The organism is Pseudomonas sp. FP2335 (assembly GCF_030687535.1).
Classification (GTDB): Bacteria; Pseudomonadota; Gammaproteobacteria; order Pseudomonadales; family Pseudomonadaceae; genus Aquipseudomonas.
In genome coordinates, this window is the sequence record NZ_CP117437.1 from 3,439,602 (window position 1) to 3,461,994 (window position 22,393).

Annotated in this window: 16 protein-coding genes; 4 read left to right on the forward strand and 12 right to left on the reverse strand. The window is 63.9% G+C overall.

Features of this window, described 5'->3' with window-relative positions; all coding sequences use genetic code 11:
• Positions 1-7: 7 nt before the first annotated feature.
• Complete coding sequence (locus tag PSH81_RS15295; RefSeq protein WP_305390997.1) at positions 8-847, forward strand: FTR1 family protein; 840 nt, start codon at positions 8-10, stop codon at positions 845-847.
• Entirely contained in the window at positions 844-2,190 is a 1,347-nt protein-coding gene (locus PSH81_RS15300) for a 4Fe-4S binding protein (RefSeq protein ID WP_305390998.1), read from the forward strand. The genes PSH81_RS15295 and PSH81_RS15300 overlap by 4 nt, the downstream gene beginning before the upstream one ends.
• 59 nt (positions 2,191-2,249) lie before the next feature.
• Here the strand turns inward: PSH81_RS15300 and PSH81_RS15305 are convergent, their stop codons facing one another.
• From PSH81_RS15305 to PSH81_RS15360, 12 genes are all read right to left on the reverse strand, one after another.
• Positions 2,250-3,869: a methyl-accepting chemotaxis protein gene (locus tag PSH81_RS15305; RefSeq protein ID WP_226457777.1), complete on the reverse strand. Its 1,620-nt coding sequence runs from the start codon at positions 3,867-3,869 to the stop codon at positions 2,250-2,252.
• 70 nt (positions 3,870-3,939) lie between these two features.
• Positions 3,940-4,635 carry an anaerobic ribonucleoside-triphosphate reductase activating protein gene (locus PSH81_RS15310; protein WP_192300727.1) on the reverse strand — a complete coding sequence of 232 codons (696 nt, stop codon included), beginning with the start codon at positions 4,633-4,635 and terminating at the stop codon, positions 3,940-3,942.
• Entirely contained in the window at positions 4,632-4,787 is a 156-nt protein-coding gene (nrdD, locus tag PSH81_RS15315) for an anaerobic ribonucleoside-triphosphate reductase (RefSeq protein WP_192300728.1), read from the reverse strand. The genes PSH81_RS15310 and nrdD overlap by 4 nt, the downstream gene beginning before the upstream one ends.
• Positions 4,788-4,815: 28 nt before the next feature.
• Complete coding sequence (locus tag PSH81_RS15320; RefSeq protein ID WP_370694867.1) at positions 4,816-6,810, reverse strand: ribonucleoside triphosphate reductase; 1,995 nt, start codon at positions 6,808-6,810, stop codon at positions 4,816-4,818.
• A gap of 250 nt (positions 6,811-7,060) precedes the next feature.
• Positions 7,061-8,047: a GTP 3',8-cyclase MoaA gene (gene moaA / locus PSH81_RS15325; protein ID WP_305390999.1), complete on the reverse strand. Its 987-nt coding sequence runs from the start codon at positions 8,045-8,047 to the stop codon at positions 7,061-7,063.
• A gap of 1 nt (position 8,048) precedes the next feature.
• On the reverse strand, positions 8,049-8,939 hold the full coding sequence (locus PSH81_RS15330; protein WP_226457779.1) for a peptidylprolyl isomerase: 891 nt from the start codon (positions 8,937-8,939) through the stop codon (positions 8,049-8,051).
• 10 nt (positions 8,940-8,949) lie between these two features.
• Complete coding sequence (narI, locus tag PSH81_RS15335) at positions 8,950-9,630, reverse strand: respiratory nitrate reductase subunit gamma (protein ID WP_192300732.1); 681 nt, start codon at positions 9,628-9,630, stop codon at positions 8,950-8,952.
• Positions 9,623-10,378: a nitrate reductase molybdenum cofactor assembly chaperone gene (gene narJ / locus PSH81_RS15340; protein WP_192300733.1), complete on the reverse strand. Its 756-nt coding sequence runs from the start codon at positions 10,376-10,378 to the stop codon at positions 9,623-9,625. Before narJ ends, narI begins: the two co-directional genes overlap by 8 nt.
• A gap of 3 nt (positions 10,379-10,381) precedes the next feature.
• Positions 10,382-11,920 (reverse strand): nitrate reductase subunit beta, encoded by a 1,539-nt coding sequence (gene narH, locus PSH81_RS15345; RefSeq protein WP_192300734.1) that lies wholly within the window; start codon positions 11,918-11,920, stop codon positions 10,382-10,384.
• A 1-nt stretch (position 11,921) separates the two neighbouring features.
• The gene (locus tag PSH81_RS15350) at positions 11,922-15,695 is read right to left on the reverse strand and encodes a nitrate reductase subunit alpha (protein ID WP_305391000.1); all 3,774 of its coding nucleotides are present in this window, start codon (positions 15,693-15,695) and stop codon (positions 11,922-11,924) included.
• Positions 15,696-15,752: 57 nt separating this feature from the next.
• Complete coding sequence (locus PSH81_RS15355) at positions 15,753-17,150, reverse strand: NarK family nitrate/nitrite MFS transporter (protein WP_192300736.1); 1,398 nt, start codon at positions 17,148-17,150, stop codon at positions 15,753-15,755.
• Positions 17,151-17,152: 2 nt separating this feature from the next.
• Entirely contained in the window at positions 17,153-18,403 is a 1,251-nt protein-coding gene (locus PSH81_RS15360; RefSeq protein ID WP_305391001.1) for a nitrate/nitrite transporter, read from the reverse strand.
• 310 nt (positions 18,404-18,713) lie between these two features.
• On the opposite strand from PSH81_RS15360, the gene PSH81_RS15365 reads away from it, so the two are divergent.
• Positions 18,714-20,516 carry a HAMP domain-containing protein gene (locus tag PSH81_RS15365; protein WP_305391002.1) on the forward strand — a complete coding sequence of 601 codons (1,803 nt, stop codon included), beginning with the start codon at positions 18,714-18,716 and terminating at the stop codon, positions 20,514-20,516.
• Positions 20,513-21,160: a two-component system response regulator NarL gene (gene narL, locus PSH81_RS15370; RefSeq protein WP_226457783.1), complete on the forward strand. Its 648-nt coding sequence runs from the start codon at positions 20,513-20,515 to the stop codon at positions 21,158-21,160. The genes PSH81_RS15365 and narL overlap by 4 nt, the downstream gene beginning before the upstream one ends.
• The last annotated feature ends 1,233 nt before the right edge of the window (positions 21,161-22,393 follow it).

Sequence of the window (22,393 nt, forward strand, 5' to 3'; positions counted from 1 at the left end):
GCCGTTGATGAATCAAGCGATGTTCATTGTGTGGCGCGAAAGCGTCGAGGCGCTGTTGGTGATCGGCATCCTGCAAGCCTGGATCAGCCGTCAGGCCGGTCATTCGCGCCTGGCGCGTTTCCTGTGGGCCGGGGTGCTGCTGGGGCTGCTCGGCTCCGCCGGTTTGGCCGGGCTGATGCTGTGGGCTGGCGAGACCATGAGCGGCGCCGAGGGCGAATGGCTGCAAGCGGCGCTCACACTGATCGCCAGCGGCTTGATGGTGCAGATGGTGTTCTGGATGCATCGCCACGCGCCCACCCTCAAACACCGCCTGGTGAGTGAAGCCGACCGGCGCCTGGCCAGTCACGGCGGCTGGGGGGTGCTGCTGTTGGCGCTGTTGGCGGTCAGCCGCGAAGGCAGTGAGACCGTGGTGTTTTTGTATGGTGCCGGTGCGCGCCTGCACGACGAGGCGCTGGGGTTGTTCGCCATCGGCGGCGTGCTCGGCCTGGTGCTGGCCGGGCTCACGGTGCTGCTGTTGCGCGGCAGCCGACGCTTCATTTCCTGGTCGGGATTTTTCGCCCTCAGCGAAGCCTTGCTGTTGCTGCTCGGCGGAGCCTTGCTGGTGGCAGCGGTGGACCGTATCAGCGGGCAACTGCTGGCCATGGACATGCCCGACTGGGTCTATGCGGCCTTTGGCGACAGCCGTTGGGACAGCAGCGCCTTGCTCAGTGACAGCCACGGCCTGGGCGCCTTGCTCGCCGATTTCGCTGGCTACCGCGCAGCGCCGAGCCTGATCACTGTGCTGGTGCTGCTCGGCTACTGGCTGCTGGTGGGCGGCGGCCTGCGCCGGGCGCGGCGCGTAGCATGAGCCGCCTGCAACAGTTGGGCGATGGCATGCGCCGTCACGCACGGTTGATCCGTGCCGTGCAATGGGCCGTGGTGCTGGTGTACGCCGCCCTGCTGGTGGTGCCGGCGCTGCTGCCACTGCCGGACAGCCAGGCGCGTGTGCTGGGCAACCTGACGCTGCTGGCGCAGTTCGTGTTCTGGGGGATCTGGTGGCCGTTCGTGTTGCTGTCGATGGCGCTGTTCGGGCGCCTGTGGTGCGGCGTGCTGTGCCCGGAAGGTTCGCTGAGCGAATGGGCCAGCACCCACGGGCGCGGCCTCGGCATTCCGCGCTGGCTGCGCTGGGGCGGCTGGCCCACCGTGGGGTTTTGCCTGACCACCGTCTACGGCCAACTCATCAGCGTGTATGACTACGCCCAGGCCGCGCTGTTGATCCTCGGCGGCTCGACCCTGGCCGCCGTGGTGGTCGGCTTGCTGTTCGTGCGCGGCAAGCGCGTGTGGTGCCGCTACCTGTGCCCGGTCAGCGGCGTGTTCGCCCTGCTCGCGCGCCTGGCGCCGGTGCACTTCGCGGTGGATGAACAACGTTGGAAAGCCAACACCGCACCGCGCCTGCCACTGCCCAACTGTGCGCCGCTCCTGGACATTCGTCGCCTGCAAGGCGCCAGCGATTGCCACGCTTGCGGGCGTTGCAGCGGCCAACGCGGCGCCGTGCAACTGATCGCCCGCTCTAGCAACCAGGAAATCCTCCAGGCCCCACGCCAACCGGCCAACCCCTGGGACGCACGCCTGCTGCTGTTCGGCGTGATCGGCCTGGCCATGGGCGCCTTCCAATGGACCGTCAGCCCCTGGTTCATCGCCCTCAAGCAATACCTCGCCGAATGCTTGATCAGCCGCGATTGGCTATGGCCGCTGCAAGACAACGCACCCTGGTGGCTACTCACCCACTACCCGCAACTCAACGACAGCTTCAGTTGGCTGGATGGTCTGTGCATCCTGCTGTACCTGGCGGGCAGTTCACTGCTATTCGGTGGCGGCGGCTGGCTGCTGTTGCGCCTGGCCGCGTATTTGGCGGGCGATCGCGCACTGTTTCGGCCCCTGGCCCTGACCCTCACGCCCTTGGGTGGTGCGGGATTGTTTTTGGGATTGTCGGCGACCACGGTGAAATTGCTGCGCTACGAAGGATGGGTGCTGGCGTGGGTGCAACCATTGCGGGCGGGGATATTGCTGGCGGCGATAGGCTGGTGCCTGTGGTTGGCGTGGCAACAACTCAAGGGCCTGCCTCGCGGGCGGGCGTGGCTGTGTGTGCTGATGAGTACCGGGTTGATCGGTTATGGCTGGTGGCTGCAGTTCTGGGGCTGGGCCAGTTGAGTTAGGCAAACCCAATGCGGGGAGGAGGCACGCCCCCTCCCACCTTTTCCAAACCCACTCTAGACCTTGAAGCGCGCCACCGTCTGGTGCAGCGCACTCGCCATCCCCGCCAGGTCATGGCCTGCCGTCTCGGTGTGCAACGCCCCTTGCAGCACCTGCTGCGACAAGCTGCGAATACCCACCAGATTGCGATCCACCTCCCGCGCCACCAGCGCCTGTTCCTCGGTGGCACTGGCGATCATCAGGTTGCGCTCGTTGATCTGCGAGATCGACCGGGTGATTTCCTCCAGCGCCTCGCCCGAGCGTTGTGCCACGCCAAGCGTCGCCTGTACCCGTTCGCTGCTGCTGTGCATCGCCGCCACCGCATGTTCGGTGTCTTCGCGGATGTTGCCGATCATCTGCTCGATCTCCTGGGTCGAGGCCTGGGTGCGATGGGCCAGCGCGCGCACCTCATCGGCCACCACCGCAAAGCCACGTCCGGCATCGCCGGCGCGGGCGGCTTCGATGGCGGCGTTGAGGGCCAGCAGGTTGGTCTGGTCGGCAATGCTGCGGATCACTTCGAGCACGCCGCTGATGTCTTGCACACGTCCGGCCAGTTGCTGGATGCGCTCGGAGGTTTCCACCACGCCGGTGGCCAGGGTGTTGATCGACGCCACGGTCTCCTGGACCTGCGCCCGCCCACGCTGGGCAGTCTGCTCCGACAGGCGCGAAGCCTCGCTGGTGCTCACCGCATTGCGCGCCACTTCGTCCACCGCTGCCGTCATCTCGTTGACCGCCGTGGCCGCCTGTTCGATCTCCTGGCCCTGGGACTGCAAGCTGCTGCTGGTCTGGCTGCTCACCGCGCTCAACTCTTCGGAGGAACTGGCCACGCCGTCCACCGACGCTGCAATGTGCCGCACCATCTGGTTAAGGTTCTGCTGCATCTGGTGCAGGTTGCGCATCACACTGCCCTCGGCACTATTGCCCACCGGCACGACGATGGTCAGGTCGCCCTGGGCAATATGGCTCAACACCCGCGCCGCCTCATCCGGCTCGCCGCCCAATGGGCGAATAACGCTGCGGGTGACGATCACGGCCGCCGCGACCACCAGCGCCAGGCACAGCAGGAACAGACCAAGCATGTTGCGCCGCGCCTCGTCATACAGGGTCTGCGCCGCCTGCTCGCGCTCGGCGAACAACCGCCCCTGCATCGCCATCAGCGCGTCCAGGCTCTTGAATACCTGCGCTTCGGCCGGCATCACCTGTTGCTTGAGCTGGGCCAGGCCCTGCTCGCGAGCGCCCTGCTTGATCAGCGCCTGCACCTGGGTGAAGGCGGCCACGTAAGTCTCGCGATGGGTTTTCAAGGTGGCGTAGGCGGCCTTGCCTTCGGCGCTGTCGAGCAGCGGTTCAAGGGTGGCAAACGCCTGGGTGATGCGCTGGCGCGTGGCGCCGATGGCCTCCTGGGCCTGCGGGTTGTCCTGGTCGATCAGCAAGTCGCGGGTGTTGCGCCCGTTATCGCGCACACCCGTGGCGATCACCATGATCGGTGCGATCCGCGGCCAGTCCTGCTGCACGATCTGCTCGGACTGCTGTTTGAGGGTTGCCAGGTCGTGCAAGGCGTAAAACACCAAGCCCACCAGGGCCAGCGGCGCAATCGCGAAGCCGATGACAATGCGTTGTGCCGTGGTTAACTGCGTCATTCTGAACATTCCTTGATGAACACCTGCCCACCATGGGCAGCATCTGTAAAAAGCCGGTTGAGGGTGCTGGTCACCCTCGCAATACAAAAGCGGGAAACAACTCGCGGATACGCCCCCACAACTCCGGTAACCGCACCTGCAGCGGCGAACTCGGCAGTTGCGTATCGAGCATGCTGGCGGTCCGCACCATCTGCACGGCAAAGCGCTGCACACCTGCGGCTTGCAAACGCTGGGCCAGCAGCAGCAGGCGTGCGGGATCGATCAAGTGCCAATGCACGGTGGTGCGGCACTCGTAATCCACGCCACTGGCGAGCAAGGTGTCGAGGCTGCGCCAATTGGCGGCGCCGCTGCCCTTGACCTGGGTCACCGACTGGCAGTCCTCGGCCAGCGCCTTGACGTCAAACCCGACCCAATCGGCATGCCGCAACGCATTGGCAAAGCCTGCCGGCTTGATCCCCGCGCTGTGCAAACCAATGCGAAAACCCAGCGCGCGCACTTCATCCATGGCCGCCGGCAAGCCTTCCTGCAAGGTCGGTTCGCCGCCGCTGAATACCACCGCGTCGAGCAGGTCCTGGCGGCGCTGCAGAAACAGCAACACCCGGCGCCAATCAATCTCCGTGCTGGCGCGCGGCGGGATCAGGTCCGGGTTGTGGCAGTAACGACAACGCCAGGCACAGCCCTGGCAGAACAGCACGCAGGCGAGCATGCCGGGGTAGTCGAGGGTGGTCAGGGGCACCAGGCCCCCGACCCGTAGCGCTCGACTCATTGGCGCCCGGCCGCAGCGGCCGTTTCGGTAAAGTGCACACGCTCCTGGTGCTCGGATTGCTTGCCGGGGTTGAACGCCGAGACTGGCCGGTGATAACCCATCACCCGGGTCCAGACTTCGCAGCGCTGACGTTGTGGCTGGGTTGCTTGCATAGTGACTCTCCTTGGGGTTGAAAAAAGCTTATCGGGCCGCGGCCAGGACCTCGTCGCACTTGGGGCAGAACTCATGTTCGCCCGCCAGGTAGCCGTGCACCGGGCAGATCGAAAACGTCGGCGTGACCGTCAGGTACGGCAGGCGGAAACGCCCCAGCGCCTTGCGCACCAACTGCTTGCAGGCCTGGGTCGAGGAAATCTGCTCGGCCATGTACAGGTGCAACACGGTGCCGCCGGTGTATTTGCATTGCAGTTCGTCTTGCAGCTCCAGGGCTTCGAACGGGTCCTGGGTGAAGCCCACCGGCAATTGCGAGGAGTTGGTGTAGTACGGCGCGACCGCGCTGCCCGCTTGCAGGATCTGCGGATAGCGCTTGCGGTCTTCCTTGGCGAAACGGTAGGTGGTGCCTTCCGCCGGGGTCGCTTCGAGGTTGTAGAGGTGGCCGGTTTCTTCCTGGAACCGCAGCAAGGTGGCGCGCACGTGGTCAAGCAGCTTGAGCGCGAATTCGCGGCCCTGGGCGGTGTGCATGCCCTGCTCGTCGTCGCTGAAATTGCGCAGCATCTCGTGCATGCCGTTGAGGCCGATGGTCGAGAAGTGATTGCGCAGCGTGCCCAGGTAACGCTTGGTGTAGGGGTAGAGCCCGGCGTCCATATGGTGCTGGATCACCTTGCGCTTGACCTCCAGGCTTTCCATCGCCAGTTCCATCAGGTTGTCCAGGCGTTGCAACAAGCCCGAGGTATTGCCCTTGAACAGATAGCCCAGGCGCGCGCAGTTGATCGTCACCACGCCGAGGCTGCCGGTCTGCTCCGCCGAACCGAACAGGCCACCGCCGCGCTTGAGCAATTCGCGCACGTCCAGTTGCAGGCGGCAGCACATCGAGCGCACCTGATTGGGTTGCATATCGGAATTGAGGAAGTTCTGGAAATACGGCAAGCCATAGCGCGCCGTCATCTCGAACAGGCGGTCGGCGTTGGGGCTGTCCCAGGGGAAATCGTGGGTGATGTTGTAGGTCGGAATCGGGAAGGTGAACACCCGGCCCTTGGCGTCCCCGGCCTGCATCACTTCGATGTAGGCACGGTTGATCAACTCCATTTCGGCGTGCAGGTCGCCATAGGCGAACGGCATTTCCTCACCGCCGATCACCGGAACTTGCTCGCGCAGGTCTTCAGGGCACACCCAGTCGAAGGTCAGGTTGGTAAATGGCGTCTGGGTGCCCCAGCGCGACGGCACGTTGAGGTTGTAGATGAACTCTTGCAACGCCTGGCGTACTTCGGGGTAGCTCAACTGATCCTTGCGCACATAGGGCGCCAGGTAAGTATCGAACGAGCTGAACGCCTGGGCCCCGGCCCACTCGTTTTGCAGGGTGCCGAGGAAGTTGACCATCTGCCCCAGGGCGCTGCTCAAGTGCTTCGGCGGCCCCGCCTCGACCCGGCCCGGCACGCCGTTGAGGCCTTCATGCAACAACGAGCGCAGCGACCAGCCGGCGCAATAACCGGCGAGCATGTCCAGGTCATGGATATGCAGGTCGGCCTCGCGATGCGCACGGCCGATCGCCTCGCTGTAGACCTCATCCAGCCAGTAATTGGCGGTGACCTTGCCCGCCACATTCAGCACCAGCCCACCGAGGGAATAGCCCTGGTTGGCATTCGCCTGCACGCGCCAGTCTTCACGGTCGAGGTATTCGTTCATCGACGTGGCGACTTCCACCAGGGTCTTGCGATCGCGGCGCAAGCGGCCGTGCTGCTCGCGGTAGACGATGTAGGCGCGCATCGACAGGAAGTAACCGGCGTCCATCAATACACGTTCGACGCTGTCCTGGATTTGTTCCACGTCCAGCCGTTCGATCCCCCGCAGCCGAGCCAGCACCGCGCCCAGCAACACGTCGACTTCGGCGGCCTGGTACTCAGCGGTGGCGTTGCCGGCGGCGATCAGGGCTTGGCGGATTTTTTCGGCGTCGAAGGGGGCCAGGGTGCCGTCGCGCTTGTAGAGATGGGTGCTGGCCAGCGGGGTGAGAGCGGTTTGCATTGGGAGGCTCCAGACACTACATATAGATAATTTTGATTCTTTTGACACAACATGCAGTGATATTACGGAGGTTGGTTTGGGCGGCCATTGATCGGGGTCAAGTTTTTTCAGATCGTGCCCGTAACCATTCCTTCGGTAATGGCGGCAGTTCCACCAGATACAGGGAGACCCGCTCCCACAATTTTGAACCGCACATACCGGCCGGCTCTCAGGCCGCCATTACCGAAGCAACGGATACGGACCCCCTTCATCACCCCCCACTCATATTCATAAATCGCACCACCTGCACCTCCCCCGCCCCGGTGAAATCATGGCGCAACGGCTTACCCCGCAACGCCTTGTGCAACGCCTCGATCAGCGGTTGATCGTCCAGTGGATAGCGCCTGAGCAACCCACGCAGATCCAACGCATCCTCCTGCCCCAGGCACAACAACAAACGCCCCTCCACCGTCATGCGTACCCGGTTGCAGCTGCCGCAAAAGTTGTGCGAGTTCGGCGAGATAAACCCGATGCGCGTGCCCGGATGCCGTGCCAGACGCACATAACGCGCCGGGCCGCCGCTGCTCTCGGCGCTGTCGAGCAGCTCATAGTCCCGGGCGATCACGGCGCGCACCTCGTCACTGGGGCAAAACGTCTCGCCCCGCGAACGGCCCACATCGCCCAGGGGCATTTCCTCGATAAAGCTGATGTCGATGCCCTGCTCGATCGCATAACGCGCCAACGCCGGCACCTCGTCGAAGTTGCGCCCTTTCATCACCACGCAGTTGAGCTTGACCCGCTCGAACCCCGCCGCGCTGGCCGCTTCGATGCCGCCCAGCACCTGGTGCAAATCACCGTTGCGCGTGATCGCGCGAAACCGCTCGGGATCAAGGCTGTCAAGGCTGATATTCATGCGCTTGACCCCCGCCGCCGCCAACGGCCGCGCCAACCGCACCAACTGCGAGCCGTTGCTGGTCATCACCAGCTCGCGCAAACCGGGCAGCGCAGCGATGTTGCGACACAGCTCGACAATGCCCGGACGGATCAGCGGCTCACCGCCGGTGAGGCGGATCTTGCGCACGCCCTGCCCCACAAACAGCGCGGCCAGGCGTTGCAGTTCTTCCAGGCTCAGTACCTGCTGGCGTGGCAGAAAGGTCATGGTTTTCGCCATGCAGTACACACAGCGAAAATCACAACGGTCGGTCACCGACAGGCGCAGGTAGTCAATCGAACGGCCGAGCCCATCCACCAGGCTCATATCACTGCACCAACGGCGAGTCGGCGCCCTGCAAGGCGAGGCCACGGATGTCCGCCGCGCCAATCAGGGTTTGCAGGTACTGCACCAGCGCCTTCTGCCACACGCCCTGCTGCAACTGGGTGCGGATCGCGCCAGCCACCGCTTCATAGGGCAACGGCTGGCCTTCGACGCGCTGGTCGATGCTGATCACGTGCCAGCCGTAGCGGCTTTCCAGGGGTTTGTCGGCCAGCCCCGGGGCCAGCGTGAACAGTTGCCGCTCCAGTTCCGGCACGGTCTGGCCCTTGCTGATCTGGCCCAACGAACCGCCCTGGGCCTTGGATGGGCACGCCGAGTACTTGAGGGCCAACTCGGCGAAACTGCCAGGCTCCTGGGTCAGGCTCAGCAGCAGGATTTCGGCCTGTACATGGGCCATCTGCCGCGCTTCGGCATCGTCCGGCGCGCATTCGAGCAGGATGTGCCGCACCGCCAGCAACGGCGCGCTGTGGAAGCGCCCGCGATTGCTTTCGAAGTAATGCAGGCAGGTCGCTTCATCACACTGCGGCACGCTGATTTCACGCTCCAGCAGCAAACGCGTAGCCGCTTCCTCTTCGTTCTCGCCGGGGCCGATGTCCATGGCCAGGCCGAGTTCGGCAATGCGCTGCTGCAACAGCTCGCGGATCACCAACGCCCGGGCGGCCAGGTACACCGCCGATTCACGGCTCTCGGCCGGGTGGTATTGCAACTCCAGGGCCATCGCCTCGGGCGTGATGGGCACACCGTTGACGCTGACGATCGGCCATTCCTGTTCACTGCTGGCGATCAATTCAGGTGCCGCTGGCACCACCTCCACTTGAGGTTCCGGCGCTGGCGCCGACGACCCACAACCCCCGCCACATCCGCATCCTGTTGTCATGACCGTCTCCTCACGCCTTCTGCCGTACGATTTGATAACGCCGTCCCAGGTACCAGATCGGTGCGCTGACCACGTGCACCAAGCGGGTAAACGGGAACAGCACGAACAAGGTCAGGCCCAGCGCCACGTGGGCCTTGTAGATCAGCGACACCGGCGCAATCGACGCCGCCGCTTCCACCGGCCGCAGCAGCACCACGTTCTGCGCCCAGTCGGCGAGCATCACCATCACCGAGCCGTCCATATGGCCAGTGGAGGCGACGATGGTCAGCAAGCCCAGCAGCAACTGCGCGAGCAGCACCAGCAGGATCAGGATGTCCGACGCACTCGACGTCGCCCGCACCCGTGGATCACCTAGGCGCCGCTTGACCAGCATCAACAAGCCCACCAGGCACAGCAGGCCGAAAAACCCACCGGAGACCATCGCCAGCAGTTGCTTGTGCTCGGTGCTGATCACGTGGTGATACACCGACGCCGGGGTGAGTAGGCCGACAAAATGCCCGGCCAGCACAAACAGCACGCCGACATGGAACAGGTTGCTCGCCACACGCATGCCACGGTTGCTCAGCATCTGGCTGGAACCGGCCTTCCAGGTGTACTGCGACAGGTCAAACCGCGCCCAACTGCCCAACAGGCAGATCGCCAGGGCGACATAGGGATAGATCCCGAATACCAGCAAATTCCACTTAGACATTACCCACCTCCCCGGCCGGCACGGCGGCCGGCCCTTGCTGCTGAAAATCCACCCAGTGCAACGGCACCGCACTTTCCTCGCGGGCCTTGCCCGGTGCGCTCGGCATCGCACTGCAACGGTCCTGCTGTTCGGCCTGCATGAAGTCCACGGCCTCCTCTTCCCACACCTTGTCGAGGGCCTCGAGGGAGTCGTCACGCGGCTCGGCGGCGACCTGGGCACGCACCTCGGCCACGGCCTGGTGCGGCTCGGCGCCGGCGATCTGCAACAACGCACGGAAGCAACTGGCATAGGCGCTTTCGCGCTCCTCCAGACGTGCGCCGAGCAAGGCCAACAGGTGCGCCACATCCGCCAGGCCCTCGCGGGCCTCGATGTCTTCGCGGGTCGACAAGAACTCCAGGTACAGCGGGATGTAGTCCGGCAGCTCCTTGACGCCGATGGCAAACCCGGCGGCCTCGTACTGGGCCATCATGTCGACCATGGCCTGGCCACGGTCGCGGGACTCGCCATGCACGTGCTCGAACAACAGCAGCGACAACGAACGCCCACGGCCAAACAGCGCGCCGTAGTGTTCCTGGCCATCCATCAGGTCGTTGGCGCAGATCAGTTCCAGCAGCTCGAACAGCGCACCGCGTTGCTTGGGGCTGATTTCCCGCGACTCGATGATCGCCTGCTCCAATTCATCGCGGCCGCTCACCAGGCGCTCGGTGGGATAGTCCAGCAGCAGCGAAATCACTTTAAGAATGCGCATGGCTCAGTCCTCCCAGATCTGGACGGTTTTCAACACGTCGCGGCGGTTGGCCTTCTTGGCGCCGAACATATTGGTGTCGGAACTGCCGCTGCAGCCGCTGCCAAAGCTGAAACCACAACCGGAACGCTCGGCGAACGCGTCGCTCATGGCGTCTTCGCGGTGCGCACTCGGCACCACAAACCGGTCCTCGTAGTTGGCGATGGCCAGGTAGCGATACATCTCCTCCACCTGAGGCACCGTCAGGCCGACGTCTTCGAGCACTTGCAGATCCTGCACGCCGTCGACTTGCTGGGAACGTTTGAACGCACGCATCGCCAGCAAGCGTTTCAGCGCGCGCTTGACCGGTTTTTCATCGCCCGCCGTGAGCATATTGGCCAGGTAGCGCAGGGGGATGCGCAGGCTGTCGACATCCGGGATCACCCCGTTCATGCCCACGGTGCCAGCGGCCGCTGCGTTCTGGATGGGCGAAAGTGGCGGCACGTACCAGACCATCGGCAAGGTGCGGTATTCGGGGTGCAGCGGCAGCGCGAGTTTCCAGTCCACGGCCATTTTGTACACCGGCGAGCGCTGCGCCGAGTCGATCACCGACTGTGGCACACCATCGGCCAGGGCCTGACGGATCACCGCCGGGTCGTTGGGGTCGAGGAAAATTTCCAGCTGTTTCTCGTACAGGTCCTGCTCGCTGGCGGTGCTCGCCACTTCGCTGATGCGGTCGGCGTCATACAGCAACACGCCGAGGTAGCGAATGCGACCGACGCAGGTTTCGGCGCACACCGTCGGCATGCCGGCCTCGATGCGCGGGTAGCAGAAGATGCACTTCTCGGACTTGCCGCTCTTCCAGTTGAAGTAGATTTTCTTGTACGGGCAGCCGCTGATGCACATGCGCCAGCCACGGCATTTTTCCTGGTCGATCAGCACGATGCCGTCTTCTTCGCGCTTGTAGATCGCGCCGCTGGGGCACGACGCCGCGCACGCCGGGTTGAGGCAGTGCTCGCACAGGCGCGGCAGGTACATCATGAAGGTGTTTTCGTACTCACCGTAGATGTCGGCCTGGATCTGGTCGAAGTTCTTGTCCTTGCGACGCTTGGCGAATTCGGTACCGAGGATTTCCTCCCAGTTCGGCCCCCACTCGATTTTCTGCATGCGCTTGCCCGACACCACCGAACGTGGGCGTGCAGTGGGTTGGTGTTCGCCCAGCGGTGCAGTGTGCAGGTGCTGGTAGTCAAAATCGAACGGCTCGTAGTAGTCGTCCAGGCCCGGCAGGTCAGGGTTGGCAAAGATGTTCGCGAGCACGCGGAACTTGCCGCCGATGCGCGGGTTGATCGTGCCGTTGGCGTTGCGCTGCCAGCCGCCCTTCCACTTGTCCTGGTTTTCCCACTCCTTGGGGTAGCCGATGCCGGGCTTGGATTCGACGTTGTTGAACCACGCGTATTCCATGCCTTCGCGGCTGGTCCAGACGTTTTTGCAGGTGATCGAGCAGGTGTGGCAGCCGATGCATTTGTCCAGGTTGAGGACCATGCCGATTTGTGAGCGGATTTTCATCTCAGTTCTCCTCGATGTCAGTCGGCAATGGGCGTGGCAGGTCATCGCCATGGGAGCCATCGAGCCAGTCGACCTTGGCCATCTTGCGCACCACGACAAACTCGTCGCGGTTGCAACCGACCGTGCCGTAATAGTTGAAACCGTAGGCCTGCTGGGCATAGCCGCCGATCATGTGGGTCGGCTTGAGCACCACGCGGGTCACCGAGTTGTGGTGGCCGCCACGGGTCTTGGTGGTTTCCGAGCCCGGCACGTTCACGATGCGTTCCTGGGCGTGGTACATCATCACCATGCCCTCCTTGACGCGCTGGCTGACCACCGCGCGGGCGGTCAGTGCGCCATTGACGTTGAAGCATTCGATCCAGTCGTTGTCCTCGATGCCGGCGCGTTTCGCGTCGATCTCCGAGAGCCACACAATCGGCCCGCCACGGCTCAGGGTGAGCATCAGCAGGTTGTCGCTGTAGGTGCTGTGGATGCCCCACTTCTGGTGCGGGGTGATCCAGTTCAGCACGATCTCCGGCTCGCCATTGCTGCGCTTGCCCTTCACCCCTTCGATGGTGCGGGTGTTGACCGGCGGCCGGTAGCTCATCAGTTGTTCGCCGAAGGCCTGCATCCACGGGTGGTCCTGGTAGAACTGCTGGCGGCCGGTGATGGTGCGCCATGGGATGTTTTCATGGACGTTGGTGTAACCGGCGTTGTAGCTCACGTGATCGTCTTCCAGGCCCGACCAGGTGGGGCTGGAAATGATCTTGCGCGGCTGCGCCTGGATGTCGCGGAAGCGAATCGCCTCGTGGGCCTTGGGCAATGCCAGGTGGCTGTGGTCGATGCCGGTGAATTCCGACAGCGCCGCCCACGCCTTGACTGCCACGTGACCATTGGTTTCCGGGGCCAGGGACAGAATGACCTCGGCCGCATCAATGGCCGTGTCGATCTTCGGCCGCCCCTGGCTGATGCCCGCCTCGCCTTCGTGATGATTCAGCTCACCAAGGAACTCGACCTCGTCATCGGTATTCCAGTTGATGCCCTTGCCGCCGTTGCCGAGCTTTTCCAGCAACGGGCCGAGGGAGGTGAATTTCTTGTAGATGTTCGGGTAGTCACGCTCCACCACCGCCATGTTCGGCGCGTTCTTGCCGGGCACGGGCGCCACACCGGCGCTTTTCCAGTCGGTGCCGCCGAATGGCTGGGCCAGTTCACCAACGCTGTCATGCATCAGCGGCACGGTGACCAGGTCCTGCTCGACACCCAGGTGCCCGACCGCCATGGCCGAGAACGTCTTGGCGATGCCCTTGTAGATTTCCCAGTCGGAGCGCGACTCCCACGCCGGGTCGATCGCCGCCGACAAGGGGTGGATGAACGGGTGCATGTCCGAGGTGTTCATGTCGTCTTTTTCGTACCAGGTGGCGGTCGGCAGGACGATGTCGGAATACACGCAGGTGGACGACATGCGGAAGTCCAGGGTGGTCACCAGATCCAGCTTGCCAATGGCACCGTCGTCGACCCATTCGGCTTCGGTGGGCTTGCTCTCGCCGCCAAAACCGATGTCTTCGTTCATCACGCCGTTCTTGGTGCCCAGCAGGTACTTGAGCATGTACTCGTGGCCCTTGCCCGACGAACCGAGCAGGTTGGAACGCCAGATGAACATGTTGCGCGGGAAGTTCACCGGGCTGTCCGGTTGTTCGCAGGCGAAGCGCAAGGTGCCGTCCTGCCAGGCCTTGACCACGTAGTCCTTGGGCGCCATGCCCGCCGCCGCCGCATCACGGCAGATGTGCAGCGGGTTGGTGTTGAGTTGCGGCGCGCTGGGCAGCCAGCCGGCGCGTTCGGCGCGGATGTTGTAATCCAGGGCGTGGGTGGGGAACTGCGCCTTGTCTGCCAGGGGCGAGAGCACGTCGTGCATGTTCATTTTTTCGTGGCGCCACTGCGAGCTGTGGCCGTAGAAGAAACTGGTGCCGTTCATCTGGCGCGGCGGACGGTTCCAGTCCAGGCCAAAGGCAAGGGGCAGCCAGCCGCATTGCGGGCGCAGTTTTTCCTGGCCGACGTAGTGTGCCCAGCCGCCACCGCTCTGACCGACGCACCCGCAGAGCATGAGCATGTTGATCAGGCCACGGTAGTTCATGTCCATGTGGTACCAGTGGTTCATCGCCGCGCCGACGATGATCATCGAGCGTCCACGGGTCTTGTCGGCGTTGTCGGCGAATTCGCGGGCGATCTGGATCGCCTTCTCGCGGCTGACGCCGGTGATCGCTTCCTGCCAGGCCGGGGTGCCGGGCACGCTGGCGTCGTCGTAGTCCCTGGCCACGTTGCTGCCGCCCAGGCCACGGTCGATGGCCAGGTTGGCGGCGGACAGGTCGAACACACTGGCAACCTTGGCCACGCTGCCATCGGCCAGCACTACGCTGTGCACCGGCACGCGGCGGAACTGCACGGCCTCACCGGCCACGTGCTGGAAGTGCTCGTGGGCTTCACCGGCAAAATACGGGAAGGCCACTTCAGCGACGTCGCCACCGATCAGGCTGAGTTTCAGGTCAATCGCGCGGCCTTCACCGCCCTCTTTGGCGAGGATGTTCCACTTGCCCTTCTCGCCCCAGCGGTAGCCGATAGAGCCTTGTGGCGATACCAGCGCGCCGCTCTCGTCGAGGGCGATGGTTTTCCATTCCGGGTTGTTGTCCTGGCCGAGGTTGTCGATCAGGTCCGAGGCGCGCAGGAAGCGGTCCGGCTGGAAACCGGCGCCGGGGGCGAAACCGGTCACCGGCTTGAGCATCACCAGCACCGGCAGGTCGGTGTAGCGCTTGGCGTAGTCGGTGAAATAGGCGCTCGGGTGGTCCAGGTGAAATTCCTTGAAGATCACATGGTTGAAGGCCTGGGCCAACGCGGCGTCGGTGCCCTGCTTGGGGTTGAGCCACAGGTCGGTGAGCTTGGCCACTTCCGAATAGTCGGGGGTGATGGCCACGGTCTTGGTGCCCTTGTAACGCACCTCGGTGAAGAAGTGCGCGTCGGGGGTACGGGTCTGCGGGACGTTGGAACCCCAGGCGATGATGTAGTTGGAGTTGTACCAGTCGGCCGATTCCGGCACGTCGGTCTGCTCGCCCCACACCATCGGCGAGGCGGGCGGCAGGTCGCAGTACCAGTCGTAGAAACTCAGGCACACGCCGCCCAGCAGCGACAGGTAACGGGAGCCCGCCGCATAGCTGACCATGGACATGGCCGGGATCGGCGAGAACCCGACGATGCGGTCCGGCCCATATTGCTTGATGGTGTAGACGTTGGAGGCGGCGATGATCTCGTTCACCTCCTCCCAGTTGGAGCGGATAAACCCGCCCATGCCGCGCTTGCTCTTGTACGATTCGGCCTTGGCCTTGTCCTCGACAATGCTCGCCCAGGCCTCCACAGGCGCCAGGGTCAGGCGCGCTTCACGCCACAGCTTGAGCAGCGGCTTGCGGATCTTCGGGTACTTGAGGCGGTTGGCGCTGTAGATGTACCAGCTGTAGCTCGCGCCGCGCGGGCAACCCCGGGGCTCGTGGTTGGGCAGGTCGTTGCGGGTACGCGGGTAGTCGGTCTGCTGGGTTTCCCAGGTGATCAGGCCGTTCTTCACGTAGATCTTCCACGAGCAGGAACCGGTGCAGTTCACCCCGTGGGTGGAGCGCACGATCTTGTCGTACTGCCAGCGCGAACGGTAGACGTTTTCCCAGTCGCGGGACTCTTTGCGGGTCTCGCCGTGGCCGTTGGAGAACTCGTCTTGCTTGCGGTTGAAGAACCGCAATTGATCCAGTAAGTGACTCATGATGCTTTCCTCATCAGGCGTGCCGTGGGGTGCGTTGCCCCGCGAATTCGTGGTCGATCAGCAGGGTGTGGCGCAGCCTTTGCGGGCGTACCACCACCAGGTCACGACGATGCAGCTCAGGTAGAAACCGACAAACATGTAGAAGGCCATCGCCGGGCTGCCGGTGGCGGCCATGGACGAGCCGAAGGATTTGGGGATGAAGAACGCGCCGAACGCGCCCATGGCCGAGCTGAACCCCAGCACCGCAGCAGACTCCTTGCCGGCATCCTTCAGGGCCTGTTCACGCACCGCAGCGGGTTTGCCGGCGCTGGCCTTCTCGTGAACGGTGCGGAAGATCACCGGGATCATGCGGAAGGTGGAGCCGTTGCCGATGCCGGTGGTGATAAACAGCAGCATGAACATGCCGAGAAAGCCGTAGAAGCTGCCCGCCTCACCGTTCTGCGGCAGGAAGTGCAGCACGCCGAACACCATCACGATCATCAGCACGAAGTTCCACAGGGTCACCCGCGCCCCGCCCAACTTGTCTGCCAGCCAGCCGCCCAATGGGCGTACCAGCGCGCCCACCAGTGGGCCGAGAAAGGCGAACTTGAGGGCGACCACGTCCGGGAAGGAGGTCTTGATCAGCAGCGGGAATGCCGCCGAGAAGCCGATGAACGAACCAAAGGTCGCCAGGTACAACCAGCACATCAGCCAGTTGTGCTTGCGCTTGAAGATCACCGCCTGGTCGCTGAACGAGGCACGGGCGCTGGACAGGTCATTCATGCCGAACCACGCCGCCACGGTGACGGTGAGGATGAACGGCACCCAGATGAAACCGGCGTTCTGCAACCATAGTTGGCTGCCATCGGCCAGGGTCTGCGGCTGGCCACCGAGTGCCCCGAATGCGGCGAAGGTGATCACCAGCGGCACGCAGAACTGCATCACCGACACCCCCAGGTTACCCAGGCCAGCGTTCAAGCCGAGGGCGGTGCCCTGCTGGGCCTTGGGGTAGAAAAAGCTGATGTTGGACATGCTGGAGGCGAAGTTGCCGCCGCCAAAACCACAGAGCAAGGCGATCAGCACAAACACGCTGTAGGGCGTGCCCGGGTCTTGCACCGCAAAGCCCATCCACAGCGACGGCAGCAGCAAGGACGCGGTGCTCAGGGCGGTCCAGCGGCGCCCGCCGAAGATCGGCACCATGAACGAATAGAACACGCGCAAGGTGGCACCGGACAGGCCCGGCAATGCCGCCAACCAGAACAGCTGGTCGGTGGTGAAACTGAACCCGATGGCGTTGAGGCGCACGATCACCGTGCTCCACACCATCCACACCGCAAACGCCAGCAACAGCGCGGGGATCGAGATCCACAGGTTGCGGGTCGCGGTTTTCTTGCCGCTGGCGCCCCAGAACGCCGGGTCTTCGGGGCGCCAGTCGTGGATCACCGGGCCCGATTCGGGCTTTTGCGCGATGGACATGATCATTCTCCTTGGAGCGCTTGTTTGCCGAGCAACGGCTGTTGGCGAATTTCGCTGAGGTACATCCAGGTCAGGGATACCCAGACCACGCCGTACATCAACATGAAGCAGGACGAGCGCACGCCGGTGAGGTCCACCAGGGCGCCAAACATGATCGGCAGCACAAACCCGCCCAGGCCACCGGCCAGGCCGACGATGCCGGACACCGCGCCCATGTTTTGCGGGTAGTCATTGGCGATGTACTTGAAGACCGAGGCCTTGCCAAATGCGAAGGCGATGCCCATCACAAACAGCAGCACGGTGAACAAGGTGGGGCTGAGGCCGATATGGAAATCCAGGGGGCCATTGACGGTCATCACTTGCAGTTGGGTCTGCGGGTAGCTGAGCAGGAACAGGCAGATCCAGCTCACCCACAGCACCCACCAGGTCACGCTTTGCGCGCCCCAGCGATCAGACATCCAGCCGCCCACTGCGCGCAGCACACCGCCGGGCAGGGAGAAACACGCGGCCAGCAGCGCCGCGCTTTGCAGGCTGAAGCCGTATTCCTGCACGTAGTACTTGGTCACCCACAGCGCCAGCGCGACGTAACCACCGAACACAATCGAGTAGTACTGGCAGTAGCGCCACACGGCCGGGTCTTTCAGACACAGCAACTGCTGGCGCAGGGTCGCGCCACCGGCGCTGCGGTGGGTCTTGTTTTCGCTGGTGAGGAACCAGAACAACAGCGCGGTGATAAACAGGATTGCGCTGAACACCTTGGGCACCAGGTGCCAGGTGCCGAGGGCGATCAGCGCCGGGGCGAGAAACTTGGTCACCGCCGCTCCCGCGTTGCCGGCACCGAACACGCCCATGGCAAAGCCCTGGTTGTCTTTGTCGAACCACTTGGCGACGTACGCAATGCCCACCGAAAACGAGCCGCCGGCCAGGCCGACAAACAGGCCGAGCACCAGGAACTGCCAGTAGGCGGTGGCGTAGGTGATCAGGTACAGCGGCAGCACGCAGGCGAGCATCAGCAGGAAGAACACGATGCGCCCGCCGAAGCGGTCGGTGAGCAGTCCCAGCGGCAAGCGCACCAGGGAACCGGTCAACACCGGCGTGGCGGCCAGCAGGCCGAACTGGGTTTCGTTGAGTTGCAGCAGCTCCTTGATGGGCACGCCGAGCACGGCGAACATCATCCACACCATAAAGCAGACGGTGAAGGCCAGGGTGCTCATGCCCAGCACCAGGCCTTGTCTTATACGGGGTTGAGTCACGGTATGCGCTCCAGAAAGTGATTCCATGAGCGCAGGTTAGGGGCGACACCCCCGCAGAACTTGACCCAGATCAACGTGGGCCGGGTGGGTATGGGGCTATGCTGACCCCGTCTACCTCCAAGGAGGTAGCCAGCAAAACAAGAGAAAGCCTTTATTTATCAATGGATTGCTCTCTTGTGCCGGCTTTTATCCGTGGGAGGGTTCGCCGGCAATTCTTTAGAGGTAGTGCGCCAGGGAAGGCCACATTCGACCCCCTTTCCCGTTCCAGGTGCGCCCATGTCCCGTTGCCGCCCCCTCCAGATCCGCCGTCATGCTTGACTGGCTGCGCAGCTCCCTGCCCGCCCGGGCCGGGCTGGCGGTGATCCTGATTGCGATCCTGGCGCTTGCCAGTTCCCTCAGCGCCGGGCTGATTGCCTGGTTCAGCCAGGGCGATGCGGCGGCGGTCAACACCGCCGGCTCAGTGCGCATGGAGACCTACCACCTCAGCTGGAAACTCGCCGCCGGGGCGCGGCCGGACGAGATCGCCGAGGTCAGCCAGAGCCTGCAGCGGCGCCTCGACAGCCAATCGCTCAAGGCGGTGCTCGAAGACGGCCCCAACAGCGCACTGCAGCAGAGTTACCAGCAGATCCAGCAACGCTGGAACGAGGAGCTGCGCCCGGCAGTGATGGGCGGCGATGCGGCGCTGTTCCAGGCGCGTGCGCCGGCGTTTGTCGAGCAACTGAACCACTTCGTCGCGCTGTTGCAGCAACAGAGCGAGCACAAGCAAGGCTGGCAACAGGCGATCCAGGGGCTGGCGCTGTTCAGCACCTTGATCATTCTGCTGCTGGGCTTGTACGAATTGCAGTACGGCGTAGTCACGCCCTTGCAGGAGCTGGTGCACGCGACCCGGCGCTTTCGCGATGGCGACTACAAGACCCGGGTCAATCACCGCTCCGAAGACGAACTCGGCCAACTGGCCCTGAGCTTCAACGCCATGGCCGAAACCATCGAAGCCTCCCACCGCACCCTGGAAAGCCAGGTGCAGCGCAAGACCCTCAACCTGCAACAAGCCAACGCCGCCCTCGAACTGCTGTACCAGAGCAGCCGCAGCCTGGCCACGCGGCTGGCCAACGCCGAGGGCCTGGACGAACTGATCCGGCGCTTCCAGAAACGCCTGCCGGGCCTGCGCCTGTCGCTGTGCCTGCAAGGCCACTTCCTCGCCCCGGCGCAGCAGATGCTCGCCCTGCACGGCGAACAGAGCCGCAACATCTGCGCGATCGGCGATTGCGCCACCTGCGAACGCCACCACGTCGCGCCGCCGCAGGTGTTCAGCATCAGCAACCAGGGCGCCGAACTCGGCGAACTCAAGGCACACTTCCTCGACGGCCATGCGCCCCAGGATTGGGAGAAACAACTGATCCAGGCCTTGGCCAACCTGATCGGCACCTCGTTGTCCCTCAAGCGCCAGCGCGAGCAGGACCACCGCCTGTTGCTACTGGATGAGCGCACCATCATCGCCCGCGAACTGCACGACTCCCTGGCCCAGGCGCTGTCCTACATGAAGCTGCAAGTCAGCCGCATGCAGACCCTGATCCGCCGTGGCGAACCGGTCGAGACCCTGGCCAACGTCACCGCCGAACTGCGTGACGGGCTCAACAACGCCTATCGCCAGTTGCGCGAATTGCTCACCACGTTCCGCCTGCAAATCCACGACGCCGGGCTGGTACAAGAGCTGCAAGACACCGCCGAGGAGTTCTCCCGACGCGGCGAGTTCCAGGTGCACCTGCATGTGGACGCGCTGGCCTTCCAGCTTTCAGCCAGCGAACAGATCCATATGTTGCAGATCACCCGCGAAGCCCTGTCCAACTGCCTGCGGCACGCCCATGCGCAGAACGCCTGGCTGCAACTGCGCCAGGTCGGCGAGACCGTCAGCCTGAGCATCGAAGACGATGGCCGGGGTTTCTGCGGCGCCGTCGACACCCGCGAACACCACGGCCTGACCATCATGGACGAACGCGCCCGCAGCCTGCACGGCCACCTCGACATCCAGCCCCGCGAGCCCCAGGGCACACGGGTGCAACTGCGTTTCCAGCCGGAATTTCTCGGCCACTCTCTACAAGGCACCGCCCCATGAACACGTCCACTCGCCACCGTATCCTGCTGGTCGACGACCACCCGATGATGCGCCACGGCATGCGCCAGATCCTCGAACTGGAAGACGACCTGCGCGTCGTCGGTGAAGCCGGCAACGGCCAGGAAGCCCTCGACCAGATCGACGCACTGCAACCGGACTTGGTGCTGCTGGACAACAACATGCCGCACATGAACGGCCTGGAAACCCTGCGCCGCCTGCGCGCCATGGACTACGCGGGCAAGGTGCTGCTGTTTACCGTGTCCGACGCCGAAGACGACATCCGCGATGCCCTGCGCCTGGATGCCAATGGCTATCTGCTCAAGGACATGGAACCGGAGCTGGTGGTCGAATTCATCCGCGACGCCCTGCATGGCGCCCTGGTGATCAGCCCCGGCTTGACCCGCGTACTGGCCCAGGCACTGCGCTCGCCGCAGCCGCACGCGGCGGTGGAATTGACTGAGCGCGAGCGGCAGGTACTGAGGACGATTGCCAGTGGCTACAGCAACAAGGTAATCGGGCATAAGTTGGGGATTACCGAGGGGACGGTGAAGGTGCATGTGAAGAATCTGCTGCACAAGCTGGGGTTGAGGTCGCGGGTGGAGGCGGCGGTTTGGGCGATGGAGCATTTGCGGCAGGTGGGGTGAACCCAGGCACTGCCAATCCCCTGTGGGAGCTGTCGAGCTTTAGCGAGGCTGCGAAGGCGGTGGCACTGCTGGTGGAGATGTTGGCTGAACCACCGCTTTCGCGGGCAAGCCCGCTCCCACATTTGAGCTGTATTGCTGGGATGTCAGCGCTCGGCTGGAGATCCCTCTCACACCGCCAATCCCCTGTGGGAGCTGTCGAGCCCTAGCGAGGCTGCGAAGGCGGCGGCACTGCTGGTGGAGATGTTGGCTGAGCCACCGCTTTCGCGGGCAAGCCCGCTCCCACATTTGAGCTGTGTTGCTGGGATGTCAGCGCTCGGCTGGAGATCCCTCTCACACCGCCAATCCCCTGTGGGAGCTGTCGAGCCCTAGCGAGGCTGCGAAGGCGGTGGCACTGCTGGTGGAGATGTTGGCTGAACCACCGCTTTCGCGGGCAAGCCCGCTCCCACATTTGAGCTGTGTTGCTGGGATGTCAGCGCTCGGCTGGAGATCCCTCTCACACCGCCAATCCCCTGTGGGAGCTGTCGAGCCCTAGCGAGGCTGCGAAGGCGGTGGCACTGCTGGTGGAGATGTTGGCTGAACCACCGCTTTCGCGGGCAAGCCCGCTCCCACATTTGAGCTGTGTTGCTGGGATGTCAGCGCTCGGCTGGAGATCCCTCTCACACCGCCAATCCCCTGTGGGAGCTGTCGAGCCCTAGCGAGGCTGCGAAGGCGGCGGCACTGCTGGTGGAGATGTTGGCTGAACCACCGCTTTCGCGGGCAAGCCCGCTCCCACATTTGAGCTGTATTGCTGGGATGTCAGCGCTCGGCTGGAGATCCCTCTCACACCGCCAATCCCCTGTGGGAGCTGTCGAGCTTTAGCGAGGCTGCGAAGGCGGCGGCACTGCTGGTGGAGATGTTGGCTGAACCACCGCTTTCGCGGGCAAGCCCGCTCCCACATTTGAGCTGTGTTGCTGGGATGTCAGCGCTCGGCTGGAGATCCCTCTCACACCGCCAATCCCCTGTGGGAGCTGTCGAGCCCTAGCAGGCTGCGAAGGCGGCGGCACTGTTGGTAGAGGTGTTGGCTGAGCCACCGCTTTCGCGGGCAAGCCCGCTCCCACATTTGAGCTGTGTTGCTGGGATGTCAGCGTTCGGCTGGAGATCCCTCTCACACCGCCAATCCCCTGTGGGAGCTGTCGAGCTTTAGCGAGGCTGCGAAGGCGGCGGCACTGCTGGTGGAGATGTTGGCTGAACCAC

Bases quoted from the DNA above. Each gene is read 5' to 3' on its own strand.
- PSH81_RS15295 (WP_305390997.1), top strand. From the start codon at position 8: ATGAATCAAGCGATGTTCATTGTGTGGCGCGAAAGCGTCGAGGCGCTG.
- PSH81_RS15300 (WP_305390998.1), top strand. From the start codon at position 844: ATGAGCCGCCTGCAACAGTTGGGCGATGGCATGCGCCGTCACGCACGG.
- PSH81_RS15305 (WP_226457777.1), bottom strand. From the start codon at position 3,869: ATGACGCAGTTAACCACGGCACAACGCATTGTCATCGGCTTCGCGATT.
- PSH81_RS15310 (WP_192300727.1), bottom strand. From the start codon at position 4,635: ATGAGTCGAGCGCTACGGGTCGGGGGCCTGGTGCCCCTGACCACCCTC.
- nrdD (WP_192300728.1), bottom strand. From the start codon at position 4,787: ATGCAAGCAACCCAGCCACAACGTCAGCGCTGCGAAGTCTGGACCCGG.
- PSH81_RS15320 (WP_370694867.1), bottom strand. From the start codon at position 6,810: ATGCAAACCGCTCTCACCCCGCTGGCCAGCACCCATCTCTACAAGCGC.
- moaA (WP_305390999.1), bottom strand. From the start codon at position 8,047: ATGAGCCTGGTGGATGGGCTCGGCCGTTCGATTGACTACCTGCGCCTG.
- PSH81_RS15330 (WP_226457779.1), bottom strand. From the start codon at position 8,939: ATGACAACAGGATGCGGATGTGGCGGGGGTTGTGGGTCGTCGGCGCCA.
- narI (WP_192300732.1), bottom strand. From the start codon at position 9,630: ATGTCTAAGTGGAATTTGCTGGTATTCGGGATCTATCCCTATGTCGCC.
- narJ (WP_192300733.1), bottom strand. From the start codon at position 10,378: ATGCGCATTCTTAAAGTGATTTCGCTGCTGCTGGACTATCCCACCGAG.
- narH (WP_192300734.1), bottom strand. From the start codon at position 11,920: ATGAAAATCCGCTCACAAATCGGCATGGTCCTCAACCTGGACAAATGC.
- PSH81_RS15350 (WP_305391000.1), bottom strand. From the start codon at position 15,695: ATGAGTCACTTACTGGATCAATTGCGGTTCTTCAACCGCAAGCAAGAC.
- PSH81_RS15355 (WP_192300736.1), bottom strand. From the start codon at position 17,150: ATGTCCATCGCGCAAAAGCCCGAATCGGGCCCGGTGATCCACGACTGG.
- PSH81_RS15365 (WP_305391002.1), top strand. From the start codon at position 18,714: ATGCTTGACTGGCTGCGCAGCTCCCTGCCCGCCCGGGCCGGGCTGGCG.
- narL (WP_226457783.1), top strand. From the start codon at position 20,513: ATGAACACGTCCACTCGCCACCGTATCCTGCTGGTCGACGACCACCCG.